The sequence below is a fragment of the Type-D symbiont of Plautia stali genome (genome assembly GCF_001485335.1).
GTDB classification, from domain to species: domain Bacteria; phylum Pseudomonadota; class Gammaproteobacteria; order Enterobacterales; family Enterobacteriaceae; genus Pantoea; species Pantoea vagans_C.
This window is the reverse complement of the sequence record NZ_BBOC01000024.1, coordinates 41,913-64,019: the sequence shown is the minus strand read 5'-3', so window position 1 is coordinate 64,019 and position 22,107 is coordinate 41,913. Positions and strand designations below refer to the sequence as shown.

General features: G+C 52.3%; 19 protein-coding genes and 2 pseudogenes. 8 read left to right on the top strand and 13 right to left on the bottom strand.

What is annotated here, in order from left to right; genetic code table 11:
• Together PSSD_RS28355 and PSSD_RS10010 are read right to left on the bottom strand one after the other, a co-directional pair.
• Positions 1-114, bottom strand: a 114-nt coding sequence (locus tag PSSD_RS28355; protein ID WP_268810630.1) for a helix-turn-helix domain-containing protein, incomplete at its 3' end; no start/stop codon positions are given.
• Positions 115-333: 219 nt separating this feature from the next.
• The gene (locus PSSD_RS10010) at positions 334-1,362 is read right to left on the bottom strand and encodes an MDR family NADP-dependent oxidoreductase (protein ID WP_058971158.1); all 1,029 of its coding nucleotides are present in this window, start codon (positions 1,360-1,362) and stop codon (positions 334-336) included.
• A 56-nt stretch (positions 1,363-1,418) separates the two neighbouring features.
• Between PSSD_RS10010 and PSSD_RS10005 the strand changes: the two genes are divergently transcribed.
• Positions 1,419-2,030, top strand: a complete 612-nt coding sequence (locus tag PSSD_RS10005; protein WP_058971155.1) for a TetR/AcrR family transcriptional regulator — start codon at positions 1,419-1,421, stop codon at positions 2,028-2,030.
• Positions 2,031-2,062: 32 nt separating this feature from the next.
• Here the strand turns inward: PSSD_RS10005 and betA are convergent, their stop codons facing one another.
• From betA to betI, 3 genes are read right to left on the bottom strand one after another with little or no spacing between them, the layout of a single operon-like run.
• Positions 2,063-3,742, bottom strand: a complete 1,680-nt coding sequence (betA, locus tag PSSD_RS10000; protein WP_058971152.1) for a choline dehydrogenase — start codon at positions 3,740-3,742, stop codon at positions 2,063-2,065.
• A 26-nt stretch (positions 3,743-3,768) separates the two neighbouring features.
• Positions 3,769-5,241, bottom strand: coding sequence for a betaine-aldehyde dehydrogenase (gene betB, locus PSSD_RS09995; RefSeq protein ID WP_058971149.1), 1,473 nt, complete (start codon positions 5,239-5,241; stop codon positions 3,769-3,771).
• A 13-nt stretch (positions 5,242-5,254) separates the two neighbouring features.
• A complete protein-coding gene (gene betI / locus PSSD_RS09990; RefSeq protein WP_058971146.1) occupies positions 5,255-5,851 on the bottom strand; it encodes a transcriptional regulator BetI in 597 nt (198 codons plus the stop codon).
• A gap of 242 nt (positions 5,852-6,093) precedes the next feature.
• On the opposite strand from betI, the gene PSSD_RS09985 reads away from it, so the two are divergent.
• On the top strand, positions 6,094-8,124 hold the full coding sequence (locus PSSD_RS09985; protein WP_058971143.1) for a choline transporter: 2,031 nt from the start codon (positions 6,094-6,096) through the stop codon (positions 8,122-8,124).
• Between the two features lie 417 nt (positions 8,125-8,541).
• Entirely contained in the window at positions 8,542-9,516 is a 975-nt protein-coding gene (uvsE, locus tag PSSD_RS09980) for a UV DNA damage repair endonuclease UvsE (protein ID WP_058971140.1), read from the top strand.
• Here the strand turns inward: uvsE and yfiB are convergent.
• From yfiB to ascF, 5 genes and pseudogenes are all read right to left on the bottom strand, one after another.
• Positions 9,503-9,976, bottom strand: a complete 474-nt coding sequence (gene yfiB, locus PSSD_RS09975) for an outer membrane lipoprotein YfiB (protein WP_058971136.1) — start codon at positions 9,974-9,976, stop codon at positions 9,503-9,505. The genes uvsE and yfiB overlap by 14 nt on opposite strands.
• Positions 9,973-11,185 (bottom strand): annotated as a pseudogene (gene dgcN / locus PSSD_RS09970) (diguanylate cyclase DgcN/YfiN). The gene yfiB and the pseudogene dgcN overlap by 4 nt, the downstream one beginning before the upstream one ends.
• Position 11,186: 1 nt before the next feature.
• Positions 11,187-11,759 carry a regulatory sequestration protein YfiR gene (yfiR, locus tag PSSD_RS09965; protein ID WP_064511453.1) on the bottom strand — a complete coding sequence of 191 codons (573 nt, stop codon included), beginning with the start codon at positions 11,757-11,759 and terminating at the stop codon, positions 11,187-11,189.
• A 182-nt stretch (positions 11,760-11,941) separates the two neighbouring features.
• Positions 11,942-13,375 carry a 6-phospho-beta-glucosidase gene (locus PSSD_RS09960; RefSeq protein WP_058971130.1) on the bottom strand — a complete coding sequence of 478 codons (1,434 nt, stop codon included), beginning with the start codon at positions 13,373-13,375 and terminating at the stop codon, positions 11,942-11,944.
• A 16-nt stretch (positions 13,376-13,391) separates the two neighbouring features.
• A pseudogene (gene ascF / locus PSSD_RS09955) lies at positions 13,392-14,830 on the bottom strand (PTS cellobiose/arbutin/salicin transporter subunit IIBC).
• A gap of 245 nt (positions 14,831-15,075) precedes the next feature.
• Between ascF and PSSD_RS09950 the strand changes: the two are divergent.
• A complete protein-coding gene (locus PSSD_RS09950) occupies positions 15,076-16,098 on the top strand; it encodes a LacI family DNA-binding transcriptional regulator (protein ID WP_058971127.1) in 1,023 nt (340 codons plus the stop codon).
• Here the strand turns inward: PSSD_RS09950 and PSSD_RS09945 are convergent.
• On the bottom strand, positions 16,086-16,976 hold the full coding sequence (locus PSSD_RS09945) for a LysR substrate-binding domain-containing protein (protein ID WP_058971123.1): 891 nt from the start codon (positions 16,974-16,976) through the stop codon (positions 16,086-16,088). The genes PSSD_RS09950 and PSSD_RS09945 overlap by 13 nt on opposite strands.
• A gap of 132 nt (positions 16,977-17,108) precedes the next feature.
• On the opposite strand from PSSD_RS09945, the gene PSSD_RS09940 reads away from it, so the two are divergent.
• Positions 17,109-17,363 (top strand): hypothetical protein, encoded by a 255-nt coding sequence (locus PSSD_RS09940; protein WP_058971120.1) that lies wholly within the window; start codon positions 17,109-17,111, stop codon positions 17,361-17,363.
• 422 nt (positions 17,364-17,785) lie between these two features.
• Positions 17,786-18,844: an acyltransferase family protein gene (locus tag PSSD_RS09935; protein ID WP_058971117.1), complete on the top strand. Its 1,059-nt coding sequence runs from the start codon at positions 17,786-17,788 to the stop codon at positions 18,842-18,844.
• Positions 18,845-18,875: 31 nt separating this feature from the next.
• On the opposite strand, the gene PSSD_RS09930 is transcribed toward PSSD_RS09935, so the two are convergent.
• Complete coding sequence (locus tag PSSD_RS09930) at positions 18,876-19,199, bottom strand: AzlD domain-containing protein (protein WP_058971115.1); 324 nt, start codon at positions 19,197-19,199, stop codon at positions 18,876-18,878.
• Position 19,200: 1 nt separating this feature from the next.
• Positions 19,201-19,941 carry an AzlC family ABC transporter permease gene (locus PSSD_RS09925; protein ID WP_058971112.1) on the bottom strand — a complete coding sequence of 247 codons (741 nt, stop codon included), beginning with the start codon at positions 19,939-19,941 and terminating at the stop codon, positions 19,201-19,203.
• Between the two features lie 104 nt (positions 19,942-20,045).
• Between PSSD_RS09925 and PSSD_RS09920 the strand changes: the two genes are divergently transcribed.
• Entirely contained in the window at positions 20,046-20,879 is an 834-nt protein-coding gene (locus tag PSSD_RS09920; protein ID WP_058971161.1) for a helix-turn-helix transcriptional regulator, read from the top strand.
• Positions 20,880-20,986: 107 nt separating this feature from the next.
• Positions 20,987-22,057, top strand: a complete 1,071-nt coding sequence (locus PSSD_RS09915; RefSeq protein ID WP_153011427.1) for an NAD(P)H-dependent flavin oxidoreductase — start codon at positions 20,987-20,989, stop codon at positions 22,055-22,057.
• Positions 22,058-22,107 lie beyond the last annotated feature (50 nt).

Sequence of the window (22,107 nt, the reverse complement as noted above, 5' to 3'; positions counted from 1 at the left end):
AAATCGCTTAAGCCATTTATAGCCGGTTTTTCGACTAATGCCGTGAAGGTGGCAAAGCTCGGTCATGGATTTCTCGCCTGCCTGACAGGCGAGGATGAAATGAAGGCGTTGCATGGTAACAGTCTCAGTCCAGGGCATAGTGAGTCTCCTCTGCTATACCAATTTATAACTGTTACCCATGTGCCCGGTCTAAAGTGTTACCTATGTGCCCGGTTTGCACCTAAATGCGCACCCTACGAAAATACAGTATCGAATCTTGTAGGGTCGCCATTTATGGCGACCGACACCCGCTTAAAGGGTAATCAATTTGCCGGGTAGCCCGGACTTTACCGATTAAAGCGCCACCAGCACCACGCCGCGTGCCTTGCCGCTGCAGGCATCGGCTAACGCCTGAGGTGCGGCATCCAAGCCCTGATAAACAGTGGAAGCAAAATGAATATCCTGCCAGTCAGGGTGCGATAGTTGGCTTATCCAGCTATCAAACACCTTGGGATGTTCGTCAGCGCTGTAGCCTTTGAGGGTCACACCTTTTACGATCAAGGCGAACGAATCAATATCGACCGGAGCGATCTTAGTGGATTGGCTGGCAGCCAGCTCAGCGGAAAGGGCGCCGAGCAGCACCAGGCGCGCATGCTCTCGCGCCTGTGCAACCGCCGCAGCTAACTGCTCGCCACCCACAATATCGACAAACACATCAATGCCTTCAGGGGCGCATTCCTGCAGCTGTTGCGCGATTGGCCCTTTGCCTCGTTGTATTGTCGCGTCATAACCCAACTGCTGTTGCATCCAGAGCGCTTTATCCGCTGAACCCGTACTGCCGATCACCCGTGACGCTCCGAGCTTACGCGCAATCTGTCCCGCCATGGACCCGATAGCCCCAGCCCCGCTGGAAACAAAAACCGTATCACCCTGATGCACCTGAATGCCTTGCGTTAACGCCGCGTAAGCCGTCCAGCCATGGCCGAGATAGGCAGCAGGGTGATGGATCTCTCTGCCTAAGCGCACGCACTGCTGCCTGTCTACCAGCGCCAACTCGCGCCAGCCACTGGGATGAATCACAAAATCTCCTGGCAATAATCCACTGTCCGCCGATGCACTGATCACTTCACCAATGGCGGCATCCGCTAAAGCATCACCGATTTGCAAAGGCGGGAAGGGGATCCCTTTTACCGCTTCAGCCTCCACGCTCATCATCAAGCGTGTAGAGATGGAGACGCGGAACCAACGGTTTTTGATCAACACCTGATGCCGTTCAGGAGGCGGTACAAGGTTCTCAACCAGATCAAAGTTGTTGCGTGTGGGCATGCCACTGCTCAGTTGGCGCAAACGAATTTCCCTGCTAGATAATTTTTCGAGTAACATCACGGTTTTCCTCGGTATGTGAGTGAATACTCGTATTATCGTTTGAGGACCCTCTAATGAATACTCGTGTCATTGACGCATCGCGATCGATGCGCAAAGCCCCGCGCCAGCGGCGGTCGCAGGTCATGGTAGATGTGATTTTGCAGGCGGCAGCTCGCGTCCTGGCGAAGAATGGCTGGTCAAAGTTCAACACCAATGAAGTTGCGCGAATTGCCGGTGTCAGTATTGGTTCACTGTATCAATACTTTCCCAATAAACTGGCTCTGGCTGAGGCGATTCGTCAGCAACATCTGGATGCGATTTTGCTGGTGTTGGCCAATGCGGCGATCAACGAGGATTCCCTCGACAGGCGAATTGAACGCTTAGTCGAGGGCGTTATCCATGCACATTTAATCAACCCGAGTTTGCACCGGGTGTTACTTGATGAAGTGCCACTGTCTGAGCGCAAAGCACATGAAGATTTTGAACAACGCTATGCCGAATTTTATCAGCGCTTCGTTACGCAGATCTTAGGTGAGGGGTCAGCTCGCGCGTTAGTGGCTGCCAAAGTGTTGGCATCCGCTGTGGAAGGGGTGGTGCATGATGCATCAAGACGTGATGAGCTGCATTCCGTGGAGATCAAACAGGAGCTGCAGCGATTGATTCTGGCGTATCTGAGCGGGTCGTAGGGGCGACTTATAGGCCGCCCCGGGATAAAGCTTTAAGCGCGCTTTGGTTCACCGCGCACCGGGCGATCGCCCGCGACGAAGTAATCCGCTTCACTGCGCGGCAATGGCTGGCGACCGCGAATGTTATCTGCGATCTTTTCGCCAATCATAATGGTGGTGGCATTCAGGTTGCCGGTAATGATCAACGGCATGATCGAGGCATCCACCACGCGCAGTGCTTGCAGCCCATGCACACGGCCCTCACCATCGACGACTGCCATCTCGTCACTGCCCATTTTGCAGGTGCCGCACGGGTGATAGGCGGTCTCTGCATGGTTACGCACAAACTCATCCAGTTGTTCATCAGTCTGGCAATCGAGCCCTGGGCTGATTTCCTTGCCACGGTATTTATCCAGCGCGGGCTGATTGATGATCTGTCGGGTGATGCGAATCGCATCACGAAACTCATGCCAGTCCTGCTCATGCGCCATGTAGTTAAACAAAATGGCTGGATCGCGGCGAGGATCGCGCGATTTAATGCGCACATGCCCGCGGCTGGGCGAACGCATAGAACCCACGTGACACTGGAAGCCATGCGCTTCTACGGCGTTGGAACCGTTGTAGTTAATCGCCACGGGCAAGAAGTGATACTGAATATTCGGCCAGGTAAACTCTTCACGGCTGCGGATGAAACCGCCACCTTCGAATTGGTTACTGGCACCGATGCCCGTGCCGTTAAACAACCACTCGGCACCGATTTTAGGCTGGTTGTACCATTTCAGCGCGGGGTAGAGCGAAACCGGCTCTTTGCACTCATATTGCAGGTACATTTCAAGGTGATCCTGCAAGTTTTCACCCACGCCCGGCAAATCATGTACCACTGGGATATCAAACTTCTCTAACAACGCGGCTGAACCGACACCCGAACGCTGCAGAATTTGCGGTGAAGCGATCGCGCCTGCGCACAGCAATACTTCACGACGTGCATGAACCTGATGCGAGGTGTTACTCGAACCCTGTAGATACTGCACACCGACTGCGCGCTTGCCCTCAAACAGGATGCGATCGGTGGTGGCGTGCGTCACAATTTTCAGATTCGGTCGCACTTTTGCGGTATCGAGATAGCCGCGTGCGGTGCTGGAACGGCGACCTTTTGGCGTGACAAAACGATCCATCGGGCCAAAGCCTTCCTGCTGATAACCATTCAGGTCTTCAGTGCGCGGATAGCCCGCCTCCACGCCCGCCTCAATCATGGCGGCGAACAGTGGGTTGTTATCCGGCTTACAGGTGGTGATACTCACCGGGCCTTCACCGCCGTGGTAATCATTGGCACCGATATCACGCGTTTCCGATTTCCGGTAGTAGGGCAGGCAGTCAAGGTAGCTCCAGCTCTCCAGTCCAGGCTGCTGCGCCCAGTTATCGAGATCCATGGCGTTACCGCGGATGTAGCACATACCGTTGATCAGTGATGATCCACCCAAGCCTTTACCGCGTCCGCACTCCATGCGGCGGTTATTCATATGTGGCTCAGGCTCGGTTTCATACGCCCAGTTGTAGCGTTTACCCTGTAGCGGGTATGCCAACGCTGCAGGCATCTGCGTACGGAAATCGAAGCGGTAGTCAGGGCCACCGGCTTCTAATAGCAGTACGTTAACGCTGCTGTCTTCGGTCAGTCTTGTTGCCAAAACGTTCCCTGCGGATCCGGCTCCGATAATGATGTAATCAAATTCCATTAGTCGCTCCTCAGGTTAAAGCTAAATTAAAATACGGACTGAAAACGGGATAATTCGACCTGCACAGACTTCACCTGGGTGTAATTCTGCAGTGTCATCAGACCGTTCTCACGGCCAATACCCGAGTGTTTGTAGCCACCCACCGGCATTTCGGCGGCAGACTCACCCCAGGTGTTGATCCAGCAGATGCCCGCTTCAATCTGGTGAATCACGCGGTGCGCGCGGTTAAGGTCTTGTGTCACCACACCTGCCGCCAGGCCGAAGTCGGTGGCATTGGCTCGACGCACCACTTCTTCTTCGCTTTCGTAAGTCAGAATCGACATTACCGGCCCAAAGATCTCTTCGCGCACAATGGTCATGTCGTCGTGGCAGTCGGTAAATACCGTGGGTTCAACCCAGGCACCGTTGTCGAAATTAGCGCCACTCAGTCGTTTGCCGCCGCACAGCAGCCGCGCACCTTCGCTGATACCGCTTTCGATGTAGCGCATCACATTATCGCGATGTGGGAAGCTGACCAGCGGACCGAAATTGGTGGCAGGATCGTTAAGATCGCCTGCTTTGATGCGCGCCACGCGCTCGGCAATTTTCGCTTCAAATGCGGCCTGGAATTTGGTCGGGATAAACACACGCGTTCCATTGGTACAGACCTGGCCGGAGCTGTAGAAGTTGGCCATCATGGCGATATCCGCCGCCAGATCGAGATCGGCATCATCAAAAATAATCAGAGGGGATTTACCGCCCAGTTCCATGGTGACTTCTTTCAAGGTCGAACCGGCTGCGTTCGCCATCACTTTTTTGCCGCTGGCCACCCCGCCAGTAAAGGAGACCTTGTCGATGCCGGGATGGTCAGTCAGCAGCTGTCCGGTGACGGCACCACGGCCATTCAATACGTTGAAGACACCGGCTGGCACACCGGCTTCGGTGTAAATTTCTGCCAGTTTTAGCGCGGTCAATGGGGTCACTTCGCTGGGTTTGAAGATCATCGCGTTTCCGGCTGCCAGAGCAGGGGCGGATTTCCATAGCGCGATCTGAATCGGGTAGTTCCACGCACCGATACCGGCCACCACACCCAGCGGTTCACGGCGGGTATAGACGAAAGATGTGTCGCGCAGCGGGATTTGTTGACCTTCCAGCGTCGGGATTAAACCGGCGTAATACTCCAACACGTCGGCACCGGTGACGATGTCGACATATTGGGTTTCGCTCAATGGCTTACCGGTATCGAGGGTTTCGAGGGCGGCGAGTTCGTCATTGCGCTCACGCAGGATATCCACTGCACGACGCAGAATGCGCGAGCGTTCCATCGAGGTCATCGCCGCCCAGATTTTTTGGCCTTTTTGCGCCGCTGCGACAGCACGATCGACATCAGCGCGTTCTGCTTCGTGCACATCGGCCAGCACTTTGCCATTGGCTGGGTTGATGGTCTGGAATGTATTGCCTGCAGCAGCAGGGACCAGTGCGCCATCAATGTACAGGTGTTGCTCGTTGAATCGGGACATGATTTCTCCTTCCTCAGTGATTCTGTTTGCCAGCTAGCTGCTGGCTGATGAATTGGGTGGTGAGCGTACGGGCAATGCCCAAATCGAAGGGTCTGCCGCTCAGTGCTGCGCGTAGCCAGAGTCCGTCGATTAACGATGCCAGCCCATGAGCCGCCAAACGCGCTTGATCACGCGGTAATTCACGGCGAAATTCAGCCGCCAGCGTGGAGAATAAGCGGCTGCTGCTGACGCGTTCCAGACGACCCAACTGCGGTTGGTGCATGCTGCTGGCCCAGAAATCCAGCCAAGCCTTCATCGCTGCACTATGAACCTGGGTGTCATCAAAGTTGCCTTCCACAATCGCCAGCAGCCGCGCTTCGGTACTGGCCTGTGCCAACGGTTTTAATCTGGCGGCGACCGCATCACGCAGTTGACGCGTTACGTCACGCATGGTGGCTTCCAGCAAACCGTTCTTGTCTTTGAAGTAGTGACTGATGATGCCCGTCGAGACGCCAGCACGACGCGCAATCTGCGCGATAGTGGCATCGTTGATCCCCACTTCGTTAATGGTATCGAGGGTTGCATCAATCAGTTGCCGACGACGAATCGGCTGCATTCCCACCTTTGGCATGACTCCAGCTCCACCACAATGTAAGGGCACCATTAAAACTTTTTTTGATTGCACGTTCAATATAAAAAAGAATTTTGTTAGGATGCTGTGCTTCGATTGTTACAAAAACGCAGCGGTGAACCGGGCTATGCGGGGCATCGAAACCGATGGAGGGAAGACGGGGGAGTTAAAAACAACAAGGCCAGGTGAACTGGTCAAGATAATTAATTGATTTATTACAGGAAATTAACCAGAGGTAACCGATGATTAATCCACCTGCCAGTGAAAAAGACAGAATCAATCCTGTGGTGTTCTATACCTCAGCCGGACTGATTCTGACATTTTCACTTGTCACGATTTTTTACAGCGAGTTAGCAGCCAGCTTGATCCAGACCACCGTGAATTGGGTGACGTCGACTTTTGGCTGGTACTACATGCTCGCCGCGACGCTCTACATTGTGTTTGTGGTGTACATGGCGTGCTCGCGTTATGGCGCGATTAAACTCGGGCCAGAGCAGTCCAAACCGGAATTCAGCTTATTAAGCTGGTCAGCGATGCTGTTTGCTGCGGGGATCGGCATTGACCTGATGTTCTTCTCAGTGGCGGAACCCGTCACGCAATATATGCAGCCACCGGAAGGGGCCGGGCAAACCATGGAGGCAGCACGCCAGGCGATGGTGTGGACGCTGTTCCACTATGGCGTCACCGGCTGGTCAATGTACGCGCTGATGGGCATTGCGCTCGGTTATTTTAGTTACCGCTATAACCTGCCACTCACCATTCGTTCTGCGCTCTATCCGATATTTGGCAAACGCATCAATGGGCCTATTGGTCATACCGTGGATATCGCTGCAGTGGTCGGAACCATCTTCGGTATCGCGACCACGTTAGGGATTGGTGTGGTTCAGCTCAATTACGGCCTCAATGTGCTGTTTGATATTCCAGAAGGCTTTACCGCGCAGGCGGCGCTGATTGTGCTGTCGGTGATTATCGCCACCATTTCCGTGACCTCGGGCGTGGATAAAGGCATTCGTATTTTGTCGGAGCTGAATGTTGCGCTGGCGCTGGGCTTGATTCTGTTTGTGCTGTTTATGGGCAAAACCGATTTCTTGCTGAATGCGTTGGTGCTGAACGTGGGCGATTACATTAACCGCTTTATGGGCATGACGCTAAATACCTTCGCCTTTGATCAGCCCAAAGAGTGGATGAACAGCTGGACGCTGTTCTTCTGGGCATGGTGGGTAGCCTGGTCGCCGTTTGTCGGTTTGTTCCTGGCGCGTATTTCACGTGGTCGTACCATTCGTGAGTTTGTACTCGGCACGCTGATTATTCCTTTCACCTTTACCCTGTTGTGGCTGTCGGTGTTCGGTAACGCGGCCTTGTATGAAATCATTCATGGCGACGCCGGTTTTGCTCAGGAAGTGATGGCGCATGCTGAACGCGGTTTCTACAGTCTGCTGGCACAGTATCCTGCCTTTAAGTTCAGTGCTTCGGTTGCCACTATCACCGGCATGCTGTTTTACGTGACCTCAGCGGATTCCGGTTCGTTGGTGTTGGGCAACTTCACCTCAAAACTGAAAGATATTAACAGCGATGCCCCTAACTGGTTGCGTATTTTCTGGTCGGTGGCGATTGGGGTGCTGACGATGGGCATGCTGATGACCAACGGTATTTCTGCCTTGCAGAATGCCACGGTGATTATGGGCCTGCCGTTTAGTTTTGTGATTTTCTTCGTGATGGCAGGACTGTATAAATCGCTAAAAGTTGAAGATCACCGTCGTGCCAGTGCCAGCCGCGAGACCGCGCCTTATATTCCGGCCAGTAACGATCGCTTGAGCTGGAAGAAACGTTTGTCACGCTTGATGAATTATCCCGGTACGCGCTACACCCAGCAGATGATGGAGACAGTGCTGTTCCCGGCGATGCAGGATGTGGCGAAAGAGCTGGAGTTGCGTGGAGGACGGGTGTCTCTGGAGCGCGTTGAGCCAGAAGAGGGGCAACCGCTTGGGCATTTGGATCTGCGTGTGCTGTTAGGCGAAGAGCAAGATTTCGTGTATCAGATTTGGCCACAGCAGTATTCGGTGCCGGGCTTTACCTATCGCGCCCGCAGCGGTAAATCGACCTATTACCGGCTGGAGACCTTCCTGCTGGAGGGGAGCCAGGGTAACGATTTGATGGATTACAATAAGGAACAGGTGATTATCGATATCCTCGATCAGTATGAACGTCACCTTAACTTTATCCATCTGCATCGAGAAGCACCGGGGAGTAGTATTACGTTCCCGAGCGTGTAGTGAATCACTTCGTTGGCACCGTTCTGGCGCTGGCTTGCACGTAGTCGACTGCTGGCGCTGGATTGTACGCGGGCGCCGTCTGGGGCTGCACAGGGGCAGGCGGTCCTCGCGCCGCTGACGCGGTGCCTTCACTTCATTCGTCTGCCTTACGGACCGGTGCCGATGGAACATCCATGTTCCAGCGCCACCTTTCGCCCGCGTCCTGCGGGCTCTCCTGGCAGACTCACTCCGTTCAGCGCTGCGGATGCCTGCCCCTGTGCAGCCCCAGCCGGCTTATCAACCTGAGTGCGTGTCGTTAAAAAGGGCACGTGCTTTTGTTGATGGCAACGATAAACAGCATTAGCGCCTGTTCCTGATATTTTCTGCAACCTTCAGATTGCCAGCTACACTTTCAGGCTGTTCTGAAGGGGATGTAAGATGAAATTAGGGTTTGCGTGCAAATTCTTAGATGCACAGGCTAAGCAGCCATTTCCGTTTAAAACCACCACGCGCACGCGTTTTCTCAGCCTGGATCGTGCGGCGCAGGCCAGTTTGCTCTCTCATCTGGCCACTCTGAATCTCGAAAACCAATTTCGGATGCTGGAGCAGTTGGCAACGTTGCCAGACGCGTTGCGCATGATGCGTATTGGCAGCGACCTGCTGCCGCTGTATACCGTGCCCGAAGCCACGGTCATTTATGCAGAATTAATGCCTGATTTGCTGCCGCTGCTGTCGCGCTGCGGCGAGTTCGCCCGCGCGAACAATATTCGTCTCTCTTTCCATCCTGGCCAATATTCGGTGCTTGCTTCAGACAATGAAGGGGTCGTGGACCGGGCGATTGAGGATGTGGAGTATCATGCCAGCTGTGCTGTCGCAATGGGTTATGGCCGCCAGTTCCAGGATTTCAAAATCAACATTCATATGAATGGCAAGAAAGGCATTGAGGGATTTCGCGCCGCCTTTCTGCGGCTCTCTCCCGAGGCACGCAATATGCTGACGGTCGAGAATGACGAGATATCCTGTTCGATAGACGATGTGCTTCAAGCCCGCGATATGTGCCCGGTGGTGCTGGATATTCATCACCATTGGGTGAAAGAGAATCACTATATACTGGCGGACGATGCGCGGATTCCGTTGATCATCGAATCCTGGCGCGACGTGCGGCCGGTGCTGCATTATTCGGTTGCTCAGGAAGGGCTTATCCCAGATGAGGGTTTTCCTGACCAGCATGATTTAGCCGTCAGTAAATCTAAATTGCGTGCTCATGCGGATTATTATTTCAATCAAACGCTGAATGACTGGGTGCTGTCATTCCAGGATTTCGACATTATGTGTGAGGTGAAAATGAAGAACCTGGCGGTCGAGCGACTCTATCAATATGCACTCGACCGCCAGTTAATTACGGAGAAGTAATAATAATCGCCACGCGGCGGTTTTGAGCACGGCCTTGCGCCGTGTTGTTGCTGGCAATCGGGGCGGTCATCCCCAGGCCACGTGTGGTGATATTGGTGCGTGGCACAGCGGCACCCTGCGCCCATTGCGCCGCAACGGCGTTGGCGCGCTTGAGTGACAGTTGCTGATTGTAGTAGGCTTTGCCGTAGTTATCGGTGTGGCCATCGATCCGTACATGTTGGATCCCCGTATCAGACAGTTTTCTCGCCATGGCAGCAATGGTGGTTTGGCTGCCAGGCGTCAACTGAGACTCGTTGATGCCAAATAAAATCTTCTCTGATAAGCCCAGGCCCCAGCCTTCACTGTTTTCAGTAAAGCCTTCACTTTGCATTGCCGAGATTTGTGCCGCCGTAAAACGGCCAGGTGACTGACAGCCGACGATGGACATAATACAAACCAGCAGAAAGAGTTTTATCTTCATATCCGTACCTTATTGATCCCTTTGTTTTTGTACATATTCATGTCTGCACGTTCCAGAATCGATTCCACGGTATCGCCATGTTGTGACCAGGCGTAGCCAATGGTGACAGAAGTGGTAATCGGCGTGCCTTCCGCAATCATGATCTTCTGCGCGATAGCGCTGCGAATCTCCTCGGTGAGCAGTTGCAACTGTGATTCGGTGGCACGACTGGTGATCAGCATGGCAAATTCATCACCCCCCAGTCGGGCGACCAGATCCTGTTTGTAGGCCAGTGATGCCAGACGCGAACCGATGGCGCGTAGCACTTCATCTCCAGCGGCATGCCCCCAGTTGTCGTTGATGCTTTTGAAGCGGTCACCGTCGAGGAACAGCAAAACAAACTGCTCTTGCGCCAGCTGTTTATCCAACAGCGAGGTCAACTGAGCAACAAAAGCGGCGCGGTTGGCCAAACCGGTCAGCGGGTCTTCTAAGGCTTTGGCTGCCAGCGAGCGGTTATCGCGCAGCAGTGACGCTTGTAATGACTGCATCTCAGCCAACAGCGAATTCAGGTCTTCAGAGAACAGCTGGAATTCTTTCGTCCGGCTTTCTGGGATGCGTAATGAAAAATCACCGGAGCGGATAACGTAATGAATTGAACTGGTGATATTGCGCAGTGACACCAGAATACCGCGATGCAAAAAGGCGCTCAGCAGTGAGGCGACGACCAGCACGCAGATCATACCGCTGGTTAAAATCATCACCGAATAGCGAATAAAGTCGGCAGCCCCGGTCACCGTGCCAACCAGTGTCAGAGTACCGACCACATTCTCAGAATGATTGATATTCACACTGATCGGGCGAGCATAGATCCATTCACGCAGGAAGTTCTGATACCAGCCGCTTTGCTGCTGCTGATCTTGCCAGTTCACTAATACCGTTTGATCATCAGTGACCAGTTTTGCTGAGGCGAACATACCTTCATTGCCTAACATGGCAATTTTTTTATGCGCATCATAGCTGTCTTCAAATACGGTAGCAGCGGTCAAACTGTTACTTAGCGTAGCGGCAATCAGCTCCAGATTTCTTTTTCATAGCGTTTAATGAACAGCAACGAAGTAGAAGAGAGCAGCAGCCAGCACAGCAGTAAAATAACAGCCGAGTTAATGATGCTGATTTTGCGCAGCTTTATGCGGATAGATGATTTCTCATTTTTATTTTTTCAAATTTCATCTTATTGGCTTCCTTTGCGCGACAGCAACAACACATCCGGGCTGACTCGCACGCCGCTGCGGCTCAGCGAGTCAAGGTTGACGGAAAACATGGGATGATCGGCATTGAAGATTAAACAGAAAGCGGCACCGACGGCGCAATCTGGGTTATTTTCAGCCAGCGACAGCACTGCTTTACCGGGCTCCATGGCCAGTAATTCCGTCTGTTGTTGCGGGGTCTGGTCGCCAAAATAAATGGCATCGCAACGATTACTGGCTAACTCATTGTCACTATTCAGGTAAATGACACTAAACGGCAGCGAGTTTGCCGTTGGGCTGGCGGGAAAGTTGAGGTGCTGTGCAGAGGAGAACACACAAAGTTGTGGTGCGCCGTGCAGGGCTGGCCAGCGGGTAAAACTGATAATACCGCTGACAATACGATTGGCCTTGTCATCTTTTCCCGCAGCAAGAGCAGGGGAAGAGAGCGAGAACAGCAGAAACGCAACAGCAGCAATCAGGGCAAGCGCCACTTTAAGCTGGGCAAAAAGCAGAAAGAGAACTTCACGTAAGTGAAGGCGTGGATCAGAACGTAACATGCCGCAATTCCGCTGGATTAATCGCGGAAATAGTACCATCGACTTTTACGAAAGAGTACAGATGTTCTCTGTCAGAAGAGTCTTATCTTTTAATTCAGTTGGATAATTAGCGCCATTCATTAATAGAGATCATGGCTTATTAAATGAGATGCAGGGCGCAGCAAGCTGCGCCACAAAACGAATTAATCACCTAGGTCACTGCCGTTACTGGCAATGACTTTCTTATACCACCAGAAAGACTTTTTACGCGAACGCGCCAGTGAGCCGTTACCCAGGTCATCACGATCGACATAGACAAAACCGTAACGCTTACTCATTTCACCGGTTGAGGCGGCCACCAGGTCGATGCATCCCCATGTGGTATACCCGATGACCGGAATGCCATCCGCAATCGCTTCGCCCATGGCATGAATATGCTGGCGTAAATAACTGATGCGGTAATCGTCGTGAATTTCACCGTTTTCATCTGGTTCGTCGCGTGCACCCAGCCCGTTTTCCACTAAAAATAGCGGTTTTTGGTAGCGGTCATACATCATGTTCATGGTGATGCGCAGACCCAAGGGATCGATGCCCCAGCCCCATGCGCTGCGTTCGATATGGGGATTGGTCAAGGACTTCACGACATTAGCCGCGCTGCTGTTTTTCTCATTCATATCCGCTGAGGCACAGCGCGATGCGTAATAGCTGAATGAGACAAAATCAACGGTATGGCGCAGGATCTCGGCATCGCCATCCTGCCAGGCAATTTCAATACCTTTTTCACGGAACACGCGCGCAGCATAAGAGGGATAGGCACCGCGCGCTTGCACATCAATAAAGAACAGGTTTTCGCGATCCTTTTCCAGAGCCGCCCAGACATCTTCCGGTTTACAGGACCAGGGATAGAAGTTACCGCCCGCCAGCATGCAACCCACTTGGTTTCCTGGATTGATCTCATGCGCGATTTTGGTCACCAGTGCGCTAGCCACCAACTCATGATGAGCTGCCTGGTATTTCACCTGCTCTGGATTATCTTCTGGACCGAATACCAACCCCGCACCAGAGAAAGGACTGTGCAGCAGAATATTGATCTCATTGAAGGTCAGCCAGTATTTCACTAGTCCATTGAATGCCTCAAAGCAGGTTTTGGCGTAACGCGCGAAGAACTCAATCATCTTGCGGTTGCGCCAGGAACCATACTCGGTGACCAGATGCATCGGCACATCGAAATGACATAACGTCACCAGTGGCGTGATGCCATACTTCTGGCACTCTTCAAACAGGCTGCGATAGAAGGCAATGCCTTCCTCATTGGGCGTCAGTTCATCGCCATTCGGGTAAATACGGCTCCAGGCGATAGAGGTGCGGAACACGGTGAAGCCCATTTCCGCCATCAGTGCGATGTCATCTTTGTAGCGACGATAAAAATCGATAGCATCATGGCTGGGATAATACTCGTCTTCACGTAATGCAAAACGCGGTTCCAGCCCTAATTTCACTGGCATGCGGTTTGCTCCGTGCGGGATCATGTCCACCGTCGTCAAACCCTTACCGCCCGCCAGATAGCTCCCCTCTGACTGATTAGCGGCTAACGCGCCGCCCCATAAAAATCCTGCAGGAAATGTCACTTCAGACATAAAAAACCTCAATTTATCAATTAGCGCTTACGGCTTTGGTTGCCTCTGCAACCGGTTGTTTAGAGGCCGTTTCACTGACCGGAACATCTTCAAACCCGAGAATCAGGGTCAACACAAAAGAGAGCACCACCGACAGCACCATCACGCCGCCCACCCAGACGATGCTCATGGGATTGGTCGGATCAAAAAACTGCACGCTGGTGAACAGACCCGGTGAGGCCATGGAATGGCTGGCGAGTCCGCCAATGCCGGCGACGGCACCACAAATAAAGCCGCTGATTAAACAGGCGATCAGCGGACGTTTCAAACGCACCGCGACACCATAGAGCGCGGGTTCGGAAATGCCGGCGACAATGGCGGAAGCTGCAGCGGCGAAGGCGGTTTGGCGCAGTTCAGGGTTTTGGTTTTGAACGCCACCGCCAGTGACGATCCGCCTAAGGACAAATTGGCACCAATTTCAGACGGCATCACCATGCCTTCTTTGCCGGTTTCAGCGATGGTTTGAATAATGGTCGGTGTAAAGACGCGGTGCATCCCGGTCATCACCAGCAGTGGCCACAGCGCACCCATAATCGCCACGGACAGCCAGCCGAGATAGCCATGGATGGTGTAGACCAACGCAGAAATGCCGCTGCCGATCCAGATACCAATCGGCCCAATGAGCACAATGGCGATAGGCGCAGCAATCAACACGATCAGCATCGGTTTCAGGAAGTTTTTGGTGACCGCCGGGGTAAAACGATCAACCCAATATTCGATGTGAGACAAAATCCACGTCATCACCAGGGCGGGAATAACGGTGTAGGTGTATTTCACCGCCGTGACGGGAATATAAGCGAACTCTACCGCCTGGCCTTGCGCTGCTTTTGCCATGAGATCAACAAAATTGGGGTGCACCAGCACGCCCGCAATGGCAATGGCTAACGACATGTTGGTTTTGAATTTCAACGCCGCTGACGCCGCAACCATGATCGGCAGGAAGAAGAAAGCACCGTCGCCGATGACATTCAGTATCACCAACGTGGACGATCCTTTCGGCAGTACGCCGCTCATTTCCAGCACCATCGCCAACAGTTTCACCATCGACCCACCAATGATGGCAGGGATCAGCGGTGACATGGTGCCGACCAACGCATCCAGAATACCTGCGCCAATCGATCGCAGCGTGATTTTACGTTTTACCGCTGTACCGAGGCTGCCATCAGGCGTGCCCAGCTTCAACACCTCCTGATAGGCGAGATTAACGTTGTTGCCGATGATCACCTGGCATTGTGTATCGGTGTGCACCACGCCCATCACGCCAGGAATGGCCTTGAGGGCGGCGTTATCGATTACCGCGCTGTCTTTTAACACGAAGCGCAGGCGCGTCATGCAATGGGTGACGGCTTCAATATTGGAAAACCCGCCGAGTGCAGCCACGATGGCGCGCGATACTTCAGCATAATTTTTAGCCATGGATGTTGGATCTCTGTTTTTTTAGTAGGGGTACAAACGTCAATGAGTGACTTGTGAGAAACCGGTTTCACAAAATCATGAACAGCCACTTCAATCCAGGCAAGGTATTTATAAACTGATGTTGATAAGTGTGAAGTCGATCGTTTTCTTAACGCGCGTACTCGAAAGGTTTTTTGGAGAAAAACTCCCGCACTATTCGCCGCTTAGGTACACTGCGGCAATGCAGGCATCTAAAAGAGTGAAAAATGGCAACCATCATTGAGGTGGCAAAAGTTGCGGGTGTGTCCAAAGCCACGGTCTCACGTGTTCTTTCAGGCAACGGCTATGTCAGCGAAGAGAAGCGCGAAAAGGTATTTCAGGCTATAGCTGAAACCGGTTTTCGCCCCAATTTACTGGCGCGTAATCTGGCGACCAAATCAACGCAGACGATTGGTCTGGTTATCACCAATACCCTTTACAGCGGCAGCTATTTCACTGAATTGATGCAACATTCGGCACGGTTGATGGAGCAACAGGGGCGGCAACTGTTACTGGTGGATGGCAAGCACAGTGCAGAAGAGGAGCGGGCGGCGATTCAGTTTCTGCTCGACCTGCGTTGTGATGGTGTGATCATCTATCCACGTTTTCTCACCATCGAAGAGATGGATGAGATCATTGATCAGCACAAGCATCCCATTCTGGTGATTAACCGCCGTTTACGTCAGCATGACAGCTACTGTATTTATTCAGACCAGCAGCAGACCTGTGCGGATGCGGTAGAACAACTGATCGCACTGGGGCACCGTGACATTGCGTTTGTTACCGGATCACTGGATTCACCCACCGGACGTGAACGACTGGCGGGATACAAATTGGCACTGGCCAAGCATCAGATTGCGGTGCAGGACGCGTTGATTATTGAGGGAAAATGGCAGGCGCAAAATGGGGTGACGGCCGTTGAGACACTGCTGGCGCAGGGGAAACCCTTCAGCGCACTGGTTGCCAGTAACGATGAGATGGCGGTCGGCGCGCTGAAAGCGCTGGCGGCGCATCATATTGCGGTACCCGCTCAGGTCTCAGTATTGGGTTTTGATGATATTCCACTGGCTCCGTTTACCATCCCGTCACTCTCCAGCGTCAAAATGCCAGTTACAGACATGATTCAGGAAACCCTTGAACGGCTGATCTCGATGCTGGATGGTGGCGAAATGCGCAATCGCAGAACTTTCTCCGGCGAACTGGTGCGCAGAGAGTCGATTGGACCTGCGCCGCAATGTCACGGTTCATGAAAAGCCCGCAATAACCACTGTTTGAACTGTTGTACATCCTGGCGCTGTGCCTTTTCCACACTGGTGACGAATGTGTAACGGGCGCCCGGTAACGTTCCTGGCAAGGCAATCTGCAATAAGCCTTGATTCAAGGCGCGCTGAATCAATAATTCACTGGCCAGCAACACACCCTGACCGGCAATGGCCGCTTGAATTGCGTGCGTTTCGTCGTCGAAATGGATGCCGCTCTCCACCTTTAAATCATCGGGACCATAGCTCTCCTTCCACTGTTGCCAGTTGGGCTCCGGTGTGGGAACGCGGCGGTTCTCAACATGAAATAAGGTGACATTGCGCAAATCGGTAACGTCCTGCAAGTCCAGCTGTGGGCTGGAGACCAGAACAAATCTGTCGTTGTAAAGCAGTGTAGAGTCCAGGTCCTCATCAATGTTCATGCCATATCGAATGGCACAATCCGCTACGGAACCACGTACATCCACCAATTCAGTGCCGCTATGGAGGCGCAGCGCCATATGCGGATGTTCCTGATGCAGTCTGGACAGACGTGGCACCAGCCAGTTGGTGAGGAAGTTAGAGGTGGTACTCAGGGTCAAAGTGGCCGGGGATTCGGCAGCCTTGAGAGTATCAACGGCATCGCGCAGGGTGGCGAAAATATGTGTCGATGCCTGGAAAAGTGTTTCACCAGCGGGTGTGAGCGTCACGGCACGTGCAGACCGGGTAAATAAGCGTTGATTCAGTGCTTCTTCCAATACCCTTATCTGATGGCTTATCGCAGTGGGTGTGACGCCAATTTCATCCGCGGCCATTTTAAAACTGGCATGACGTGCAACGGCATCAAAGGCGCGAATAGCACCAAGTGGGGGTAGGCGCTGTATTTTCATGGATGAATTCATCTCATGTATGGTTGAAAACTATGACTTTGTAGTATAACACCAATGAGACGTAACCTGTCAGCATCATCTAATCAGGATGAATACTGTTCATCCTTTTGCTGCTTACAGGAATCGTACATTATGTTGAGATCTTTATTTTGGGCCAAAGGCCTCTTTGCCTTACTCAGTCTTGGAAGTGTGGTTTTCGCCATCATGATTTATTTCATTCGGGGTGAAATGAGTTTCCTCGTCAATCGTACTGCAGCGGTACTGCTGCTGCTTTTTATCCTTCATGAGCGCTACAGCCAGCAACCTGTGTTTCGCCACTGGGCAATGATCTTTTACTGGCTGGTAGGTGCGGGCATGTTGACTCTATTTATTGTTGATACTCTGTAAAATGGGCGGCAAAACAGCTTCATCCGACACTGTTTCCCCAGATTGATATGGTGACCGCCACGCAGGCGTTTTATCGACAGTTTTACGATTACCCACTCAGCGCGGGTGATGCGCAGCGTATTTTGCAGGCATTACCGCCAGAATAAGTATTGATTAGCATTTTTTACAGATATTTATTACAGGCCGGTCATGATGCTGTTAATGACTGGCCTGTTATTACTGCGAGCATGTAGATAAATGACCTGTAGAGTTCGTTGTTTAATAATGATAGTAAGGCCAATGTAAACTTGTGCAGTATGAGTCTGTGTTGTTAAATAAACTTTTGTTTGTAACTTATTTAATCAGATTTAGTCTTATTGTGATAGGAATTGCTTCAGTGTTAATTTGACTTTACTCACACGGTCATCTTTCCTGAGGGAATTATGCACGCACGTATCAAGCATCTTGATGGAATGCGCGGCTTAGCTATTTTATTGGTCATTGGCTACCATGCCTATGCACGTTGGCCTGAGCTGTTGCCTTATGTTAATCATACCCAACATATTCCCATATTTTCTTTTGGCTGGCTCGGGGTGGAACTATTTTTTATGATCTCCGGGTTTGTCATATTTATGACGCTGGACAAATCAGAAAGCTATATCAGTTTCCTGAAGAAACGCTGGTTGCGCCTGTTTCCAGCGATGCTGATTGCCAGTTTGTTGCTTTTCTTTGCGGGAGGTTTTTACCCTGAATGGTCAGCCATGACGCCACATGTCAAAAACTTGCTGCCAGGCCTTATCTTCACCAATCCTGAGACGCTAACGCAAATCACCGGCATTGAATTCAAATCCATGGCGGGATCTTTCTGGTCGCTTTACGTTGAGGCGGTATTTTACCTGATTATCGGTTTAATCTATTTTACTCTGGGACGAAAATATTGTTTGCCAGGCTTGCTGGTGCCAATGTTGCTGTTATCAGGTGCGTCCGTTTTAAAATCGCTGGGACATCCTTTGCTAGTCGATGTGGTATCTAAATTCGGCTTTATCCATTACGCCTGGTTTATGGTGGGATGTCTGGTATATGAACGGATGCATGGCAGGGATAAGGCATTCCATTATGCGATTGTGGCGTTTGCGTTACTGATCAACTTCAGCTATTTCATTAAAAATGCTGGCGTCATTACTGTTATACCTTTACTGATGGTGATGCTGTTCTTTATTGCCAGTTTTTATTCAAGAATGTTAGAACGCATTTTATCGTTGCGCTTCCTGACTGCCATTGGTTTTGCCAGTTATGCGTTCTATTTGATCCATGAAAATTTGATGATTGCCACACTGATAAAAATCAATGTGCACATTAAAAATGAGTTCGTCATGTTGCTGATGCCGATAGCGGTAGCGACCGTTCTCTATTATATCGCGTGGTTTATCAGTAAATATGCGGAGCCTGCACTGAGGAATCTGTTGAAGGGCAAGCGCACGCCAGCCCCGGAGGTCAGTTAACAGGCGACGGCTTTTGGGCCGTCCCTTAAGCCTACATGCCGAATATATAGCGCAGTGCTGTATAGGCCACCATGCCTGCCAATACGGTGGCAAATAAACCACGGGTGATCACGCCCGTAATGGCGGCAATCAGCGCGGCCAGCAGGGATAAACTCAGCCCTGAAGCGGTGAGGGCCGGTTTCTCCACTAATTCGGCGGTGACAATGGCCGCCATAATCGCTGCAGGAATGAAACTCAGCCACTGTTGCGCCAGTGGGGCCAGGCGAAAACGTGAGAGCAGCAGAATCGGGCCAACGCGCATGACCGCCGTGACCAGCGCCGCAATCACAATGGTCAGCAGGACATTACGTTCCATTTTACACACCCTCCTTGTACTTCATGCGTAAAACCAGCGTTGCTAAACTGGCGGCAATTGAGGCCGCCACAATCACCACCACACTCAGGTCGAGGTGTCCGGCCGAGAAAAAGGTCACCAATACCGCCACGACAATCGCCAGCGTTTCAAGCCATTTACGACGGCTGGCAAACCACGTCATTAATATTAAGCCGATAAACATCGACACCAGGCTGAAGCTTAGACCGGCCATCAGTGATTCGGGCACTGCTGACGCTGCGTAAGCACCGATCACACAGGCAAGAATCCAGTTGAGCCAGGCGGGCAGGTTAAGGCCAAACATCCAGCTAAAGCCGATCTTGCCGTGCTGGCTACCGTGTTGTACGGCCACACCGAAAGTTTCATCGGTGAGTAACAGGCCGCTGACCACTTTCTGCCAGCCGGTTTGCCCGCGGAAAAAGACGCTAATGGCGGAACTCATCAACAAGTAGCGGAGATTCACCAGCATCACGCTTAACACCACCGAGGTCATTTCCGCTCCGGAGGCCCAGAGTGAATAAAATAAAAACTGCGCCGAACCGGTGTAGAGCAGGGTTGCTAACAGCGCGGTTTGCAGCACAGAAAACCCTGCCAGCGTGCCAATGGCGCCCGCCGCAAAACCGATGCTCAGGTAGCCTGGCACCGTGGGTAAACAGGCGATAAATCCCGCACGAAAGCTCTCCCTTTCGCTGTGTTTTGGCAGGGTTTGACTATTCAACGACATAATTAAGTTCCAAAACCTTCTCAACAGATGCAGCAATAATAAGCATGGATGCACAAGGCTATAGTAAAATCCTGCTCCCGGAGAAAATCAGCGAAGGATTTGTGATGCAGGAAAAACGTGACGACATCAAACTGTGGCGCGATCGAGGAATGCTCGGTGGAATGGAAATCCTGCGCGCGCGCTGTTATGAGCACAGTTACCCGCCACATTTCCACGACGAATATGTGATTGCCGCGTTTGCACGCGGCGCACAGCGCACGCGTATTTGTCGCCAGCAGGGTATTGCTGCTGCTGGTACCGTAATGGTTATCCAGCCGGGAGAAGTGCACACCGGGGAAGCGGTTCAACGTGATGAGGGTTGGGATTATTGTGCCTTCTATCCTTCAGCTTCGCTGGTCAATGAGGTGGCTGAGTCAATCATTGGCGGCACAGGCGAACTCAATTTTGGCGCCGAAGGGATGCGTTATGATCCTGCGCTGGCCCAGCAGATGCTGCAGGCTTCCGCCGTGATGCAGCAGAGCCCAGATGCGGTTGAAAAGGAGTGTGCGCTCTATCAGATTCTTAATACGTTGATTCGTCAACATGGCGAACGCACCCTAAAAGGCGGGCAAAAAAACGCCTTGCGTGCCGATATCCGTCAGGCGATTGATTTCCTGCACAGCCACTATCATCAACCGCTCGCAGTCAGTGAGATCGCCGCCGTGGCCGGTTTGAGCGAATTTCATTTTATGCGCACTTTCCAAAAGCTCACGGGTCTGTCGGTGCATCAATATCTCACCCAAATCCGCCTGGTGCGCGCCAAACGCCTGCTGTCGCTGGGACTGGATGCGGCGCAAACCGCTAACGATGTTGGATTTTTTGATCAGAGCCATTTTATTAAAAAATTCCGCGTACATTTTGGCATTACGCCGGGCGCGTTTGCCGCGGCGTCACTATAAATGACATCGCCCGCTGATATTTAGGTGCATTTAAAATGCATGTTATCTGGAGGCGGCTTTGAATCGGTGCTACTTTTATTTCACTTAAATTTAGCGTGGATATCACCGTGGCACTTTCGCTTTGTGAAGCATTAGGTTTGCAATACCCGATAGTACAGGCGCCGATGGCCGGTGTATCAACACCGGAAATGGCAGCCGCCGTGACTGAGGCAGGGGCGCTGGGTTCGATCAGCGTGGGGGCGGCAACGCCTCAACAGGCGGAAGCGATGATCGCCAAAACACAGGCACTGACGCGTGGCGCGATCAACGTTAACGTGTTTTGCCATGCCCCAGTTCAACGCCATGCTGCACGCGAGCAGGCATGGATTGAACGGTTCCGCGAATTGTTTGCCCGCTATGGCGCAGCGCTACCAGATGAACTGCAGGAGATTTACCAAACCTTCTTAGGCAATCATGCGATGTTTGATGTGATTGCAAAGGCAAAGCCTGCTGCAGTCAGCTTTCATTTTGGCCTGCCAGAAGCTCAGGTGATTGAGCAGTTTAAACAGCGGGGGATTATCACGTTCGCTACCGCCACCAACGTCACGGAAGCACTAGCGGTTGCTGAACACAAAATTGATTTTATTGTTGCTCAAGGCATGGAGGCGGGTGGTCACCGTGGGCAATTTGATCCACGGACTTTCGATCCTCAAATGTCGACGTTGACACTCGTGCAGGCTATTCGGCAACACACTTCCCATCCGGTTATTGCTGCTGGCGGAATCATGGATGGCGCTGGCATGGCCGCCATGATGCAGTTGGGCGCGACCGGCGTGCAAATGGGCACGGCTTTTGTACTCTGTCCAGAATCGGCAGCGAATGACGCCTACCGCGCCGCACTCAAACAATCCAATGAAACGGCGACGGTGATGACGGCGGCCATCTCGGGCCGTCAGGCGCGCTGCTTACGCAACGCTTTCTGCCGTTTTAGCCAGGATGTCAGATCCGACGAGATCCCCGACTATCCCTTAACCTACTCACTGGGCAAGGCTTTAGCCGCAGCGGCTGCCGCCAAAAATGAACCCGGTTTTGGCGCACAATGGGCAGGACAGGGCGCGGGGCTGGCGCGAGAAATGCCGGCCGGGCAACTGATCCAGACAATCGTGCGTGAGTGGCAGAATCAGAGTAGGGGCCTTTAAATCAATGCCAGTGCGTTGGCTTACCCTGGCGCGCATAAAATGCGCACTCT

Excerpts from the sequence above, each read along its gene's own strand:
- betB (WP_058971149.1), bottom strand. The coding sequence starts at position 5,241 with ATGTCCCGATTCAACGAGCAACACCTGTACATTGATGGCGCACTGGTC.
- PSSD_RS09985 (WP_058971143.1), top strand. The coding sequence starts at position 6,094 with ATGATTAATCCACCTGCCAGTGAAAAAGACAGAATCAATCCTGTGGTG.
- yfiR (WP_064511453.1), bottom strand. The coding sequence starts at position 11,759 with ATGTTACGTTCTGATCCACGCCTTCACTTACGTGAAGTTCTCTTTCTG.
- PSSD_RS09960 (WP_058971130.1), bottom strand. The coding sequence starts at position 13,375 with ATGTCTGAAGTGACATTTCCTGCAGGATTTTTATGGGGCGGCGCGTTA.
- PSSD_RS09930 (WP_058971115.1), bottom strand. The coding sequence starts at position 19,199 with ATGGAACGTAATGTCCTGCTGACCATTGTGATTGCGGCGCTGGTCACG.
- PSSD_RS10010 (WP_058971158.1), bottom strand. The coding sequence starts at position 1,362 with ATGTTACTCGAAAAATTATCTAGCAGGGAAATTCGTTTGCGCCAACTG.
- betA (WP_058971152.1), bottom strand. The coding sequence starts at position 3,742 with ATGGAATTTGATTACATCATTATCGGAGCCGGATCCGCAGGGAACGTT.
- PSSD_RS09950 (WP_058971127.1), top strand. The coding sequence starts at position 15,076 with ATGGCAACCATCATTGAGGTGGCAAAAGTTGCGGGTGTGTCCAAAGCC.
- betI (WP_058971146.1), bottom strand. The coding sequence starts at position 5,851 with ATGCCAAAGGTGGGAATGCAGCCGATTCGTCGTCGGCAACTGATTGAT.
- yfiB (WP_058971136.1), bottom strand. The coding sequence starts at position 9,976 with ATGAAGATAAAACTCTTTCTGCTGGTTTGTATTATGTCCATCGTCGGC.
- uvsE (WP_058971140.1), top strand. The coding sequence starts at position 8,542 with ATGAAATTAGGGTTTGCGTGCAAATTCTTAGATGCACAGGCTAAGCAG.
- PSSD_RS09925 (WP_058971112.1), bottom strand. The coding sequence starts at position 19,941 with ATGTCGTTGAATAGTCAAACCCTGCCAAAACACAGCGAAAGGGAGAGC.
- PSSD_RS09920 (WP_058971161.1), top strand. The coding sequence starts at position 20,046 with ATGCAGGAAAAACGTGACGACATCAAACTGTGGCGCGATCGAGGAATG.
- PSSD_RS09945 (WP_058971123.1), bottom strand. The coding sequence starts at position 16,976 with ATGAAAATACAGCGCCTACCCCCACTTGGTGCTATTCGCGCCTTTGAT.
- PSSD_RS09940 (WP_058971120.1), top strand. The coding sequence starts at position 17,109 with ATGTTGAGATCTTTATTTTGGGCCAAAGGCCTCTTTGCCTTACTCAGT.
- PSSD_RS10005 (WP_058971155.1), top strand. The coding sequence starts at position 1,419 with ATGAATACTCGTGTCATTGACGCATCGCGATCGATGCGCAAAGCCCCG.
- PSSD_RS09935 (WP_058971117.1), top strand. The coding sequence starts at position 17,786 with ATGCACGCACGTATCAAGCATCTTGATGGAATGCGCGGCTTAGCTATT.